This is a genomic window from Nostoc sp. NZL (assembly GCF_015714705.1).
GTDB classification, from domain to species: Bacteria; Cyanobacteriota; Cyanobacteriia; order Cyanobacteriales; family Nostocaceae; genus Nostoc; species Nostoc foliaceum_A.
This window is the reverse complement of the sequence record NZ_WBKL01000089.1, coordinates 1-4,072: the sequence shown is the minus strand read 5'-3', so window position 1 is coordinate 4,072 and position 4,072 is coordinate 1. Positions and strand designations below refer to the sequence as shown.

The following is a 4,072-nucleotide window of genomic DNA, read 5'->3' as shown; positions in this document are numbered from 1 at the left end:
CGTTTCTCTCCCACCCTTTTTATGATTATCATTATTGTATTGTTTTCTGAATAGGTATACTACACAATAATTGTTAAAGGTCAGGATGCTTTAAGGCTGACAAGATAATATTTTTAACCTCTAATTTCTTTTGATTTGCGTTCTCTCCTATCGCTTTTAGTCTAAACTCCAGTAGGTAGCCTTCTTGGAGAAATAAATTCACCTGTTTGAGTCTGGGAGATGAAACGGCTGGCGACAACTGGAAAATCATAATGGGAATTATTTGCTACTTCAAGTTGACGCTCCAATTTTTGTGGAAGCCATTCATCATCATCATCCAAAAAGGCTATCCAAGTGCCTTTAGCTTCCCTGACACCAGTATTTCTAGCTCCTGATGGCCCAACATTTTTTGATAGTTCTATCACTCTCAATCTTGGATCGGCTATCTGAGATAGTACATTGACTGTTTCCTGATCGGGTCCGTCTACTATCACAATCACTTCAATTGATTGCAGTGTTTGAGTTAATGCACTTATGACACCCCTCGTAACAATTTGTGGTCTATTGCGCGTAGGAATCACGACACTAACTATTGTTTGGTTACTTTCATTTACCATTGCTAATTTTGGGGTTATTGCTTTTTCTGCTTGAAAGTATTCAATATTCATTGCTTTGCTTATCTTAATTAATTATACAAATCTACTGTTTTATAACCAGGGTCAATAATTAAAACTTCATCCCTTTTTTACAATCTTTTTCCATACAATATGAATTCCGCCTAAAACATAAATACTCAGAAAAATAATAAATAAAATATAGAAGGAAGTCGCAATAATCAGAGTTGATAAAAAGTCTAAATTAATTTTTTTTAAAATTAAAAATACACCTAGCATCAAAGTGCTTATCATAACAGGTCGCCGAATAACTCGCAATAAATTTAATGGAAATAGAAGAGTATAAGTGAAGTAAAAATACTGGATAAAGCCAAGAATAGTCATTAGCAATGCCATTATAGATGCACCTACTAACTGATATTGCGAAACTAACGCTACACCTCCCAAGCTTCCTAATGTAGTTGTAATAACCACTTCACGCAGGTTCACTCTCTCAAAATGATTAGCTACAAGTAGATAGCACAATACACGTGTGAAGGGCCATAAAAGCAGTGATATAGCACTTATGCTAAGAGCTAAACTTCCTTGAGCAAAGCTATAATCATAAATAAAAATCAGTAAATCTTTACCAAAAAATAATAATCCAAGGAATAAGGGTAATCCCATAGTTAGTAGAATTTCAATAAAGCTTTCAGTGATTTCCTGCTGCTTTTCCCGTCCTTGATCTACTACTTTTGTGAGTCTCGGAAACATTGCTACAGTTATACTGTTAGCAATAATCAGAAATGGTTGTAGTACTTGTACTATTGCACCGAAAAGACCTACTAACAACTCATTTCCTAACAATGAAAGAATCAATATTTGAATTCTGCTACCCACTACAGCGATTGCATCAATAGCAAAAAATGTCCGTGCATTTTTAATTGTATCCCATAAAAAAAATGTATCAATCTGCCATTTTATTTTGACTAACTGTGTAATAATAATCCATTCAATTACGAGAATTAATGTTTCCGAAAAAAATAGTATTGCTCCCAGATATTCAATTCCATACATCATTTGCATCGCCCAAATCATTATTATTAGGCGTAGTACATACACAGGGACTGTAGCAATAGCAATCAAATGCATCTTTTCTTTAGCTTGGAAAACTGCCTCCGTTACATTGGAAAGTGCAAAGGGAATTATCGTCAAGCCCATGATATAGCAAAGATTTGAGGTGTTGGAACTATAGGGAAGTAAAAAGACTACAATCACCAACGCCCCATAACTGAGTAAACTAAATATTAATTGCAGCCAGGTACCACTCATCAAATAAACTGGTGTTTTTTGTGGCTCACGGGCTAGTTCTCTAGTAAACAATGTCTTTAGCCCCTGTGAAGCAATGCCCACAAAAATAAAGTAGTAGCTATATGCTAGTAGATACTGGCCTAAAGCTTCAGCTCCTAAATTACGAGCAATAGCAGCGGTTAATACAAAGGTTGTAATGCTTTGCGCTAACCGATTGACTATCATTGAGAGCGAATTACTTATGAATTTGTACTTTTCTACCATTCTTAAATTATTAATTCAGCTTAATTCGCTCATTTGGAATCGGCATTAATATATCTCATAACTGTACTTTTTTGCATCTCTCCTTATTTTTCTCGCTGTTCCATACAAACCAATCATAACTAGTTAAAAACGAAAATGCATTTTCATTACATTTTCGTTTGGCTTATATCAACGCACGCTTAAACTTTTCACTTATCCCAATATCTTGTTAATTAACAAAGATTTTGATTCGTATATCTATCCAAAGTATTTAGATGGCTTTTACTTTGGAATAAGTTGATGTCTTCTCTATTATGTATGGTAATAAACTTTTCCTGGTCTTAATAGGCACCTTCCTTTTTTAAAACTACCATAACTGTTTTGAGAAGAATTTCGAAGTCTAAACCAAGCGACCAATTCTCAATGTAATTAAGATCAAGATTTATCACTTGTTCAAAATCTAAAATATCCGAACGACCTGAGACTTGCCAAAGACCTGTAATACCAGGTAATACTTCATGTCGAATAAAATGATGTTCAGAAAACTTATCTACATCTCTAGTAGGTAAAGGACGAGGCCCTACTATACTCATTTCTCCAAGGATAACATTAAAAAGTTGTGGTAATTCGTCTAAGCTGTAACGACGCAGGAATTTTCCAACACGGGTAATGCGAGGATCATCTTTAATTTTAAAGATAATTCCATCTTTCGTTTCATTTAACGCTTCTAATTCTTTCTGTAATTTTTCTGCATCAGACCTCATAGTTCTGAATTTCCATACTTTAAACTGTTGCCCATGTAAACCTATACGGGTTTGTCTGTAAAATACTGTGCCAGGAGAGTCTAGTTTTATAGCTATAGCTATAGCTACATAAATAGGGAATGATAACATTACAAATAAAGTAGCGAAGCAAAAATCACAACTACGTTTTATCCAAAAATCTTTACCTGTAATTATTGGACAATCCAAACTCAGACAAGGCATTCCTCCTATTTTATTAAATTCTACGTTTCTATAAATTGGTTTTAATTCCATCGGTAAAATATGTACTTGGATGCCAGATGCTTGAAATAACCAGCATAAAAACATTCTATTTTTTAGAGCATCCCAAGATATAAAAACTTCTGTTACACCTAATTCATTAAGTTGATTCAATGTTTGTTGACGTTTATATCTATCTAATGAATTAGCATTAGCTGTTCCAGATACAATATAATGCTTTTCTTTTTTTATAAAGCTAGCTATCTGCTCATGATCTTGAGGATCACAAATAATAAAGACAGAAGAACGAACTATTTTTTTCTGCTTACGTAAATATTCAAGAGTAAGATTTACAGCATATCTACCAGTACAAATAAATAATATACTTAGCAACCAAGATAATAATATTAATCTGGGGCGTGTAATATCAACAACTGGCTTATACAAAAAACAAACAAGGAGTATTAATCCATGAGCAAAAGTTAGCGATTTGATAATATTCAAATAGTCATAGCGTTTTTGTCCTTCTCGATAAATACCTTGGAGAGCTAGTGAGCCTATTTGAATGCCAATAGTTATTAAAATAGGTAAATAATGACTCGGTATATTCCAAGTCAAATTTCCATAAGAAGATTGATATCCAGCTAATAACCAAGCTAAGGATAAAAAAGTATAGTCTACTAAAAACAATGTTGTTAATCTCAACCACCAAGAACCCTTGCGTACCCTGACAAATGAAGATGCACGGGGAGCATCCAGTTTTGGAAGATTTACCATTTCTGAGAAAATGTAGAAGGAAATAACCCTGTGCGATCGCTGACTATGAGCCAAGAGAAACAAGAACGGATCAAAGCCTGCTTACAAGAACTGGCAACATTACTGTACTCGGAAGCTGATAAGAGTCAGTTAATAGACCTCGAAGGTATAGAAAAAACAGTTCGTAGCCAAATATTGGAATATGTC

3 protein-coding genes and 1 pseudogene are annotated in these 4,072 nt (G+C 34.1%); 1 reads left to right on the top strand and 3 read right to left on the bottom strand.

The genetic code is table 11. The annotated features are described in order from the left end of the window. Positions 1-161: 161 nt before the first annotated feature. The 3 genes from F8R90_RS13025 to F8R90_RS13015 form a co-directional block, all read right to left on the bottom strand. Entirely contained in the window at positions 162-647 is a 486-nt protein-coding gene (locus F8R90_RS13025; RefSeq protein ID WP_196511092.1) for a glycosyltransferase family 2 protein, read from the bottom strand. Between the two features lie 66 nt (positions 648-713). Further along, positions 714-2,147: an oligosaccharide flippase family protein gene (locus F8R90_RS13020; RefSeq protein ID WP_196511091.1), complete on the bottom strand. Its 1,434-nt coding sequence runs from the start codon at positions 2,145-2,147 to the stop codon at positions 714-716. A 320-nt stretch (positions 2,148-2,467) separates the two neighbouring features. Beyond that, positions 2,468-3,886, bottom strand: a complete 1,419-nt coding sequence (locus F8R90_RS13015; RefSeq protein WP_196511090.1) for a sugar transferase — start codon at positions 3,884-3,886, stop codon at positions 2,468-2,470. Between the two features lie 45 nt (positions 3,887-3,931). Between F8R90_RS13015 and F8R90_RS13010 the strand changes: the two are divergent. Next, positions 3,932-4,072 (top strand): annotated as a pseudogene (locus F8R90_RS13010) (ISKra4 family transposase); the annotation flags it as partial.

Excerpts from the sequence above, each read along its gene's own strand:
- F8R90_RS13025 (WP_196511092.1), bottom strand. The coding sequence starts at position 647 with ATGAATATTGAATACTTTCAAGCAGAAAAAGCAATAACCCCAAAATTA.
- F8R90_RS13020 (WP_196511091.1), bottom strand. The coding sequence starts at position 2,147 with ATGGTAGAAAAGTACAAATTCATAAGTAATTCGCTCTCAATGATAGTC.
- F8R90_RS13015 (WP_196511090.1), bottom strand. The coding sequence starts at position 3,886 with ATGGTAAATCTTCCAAAACTGGATGCTCCCCGTGCATCTTCATTTGTC.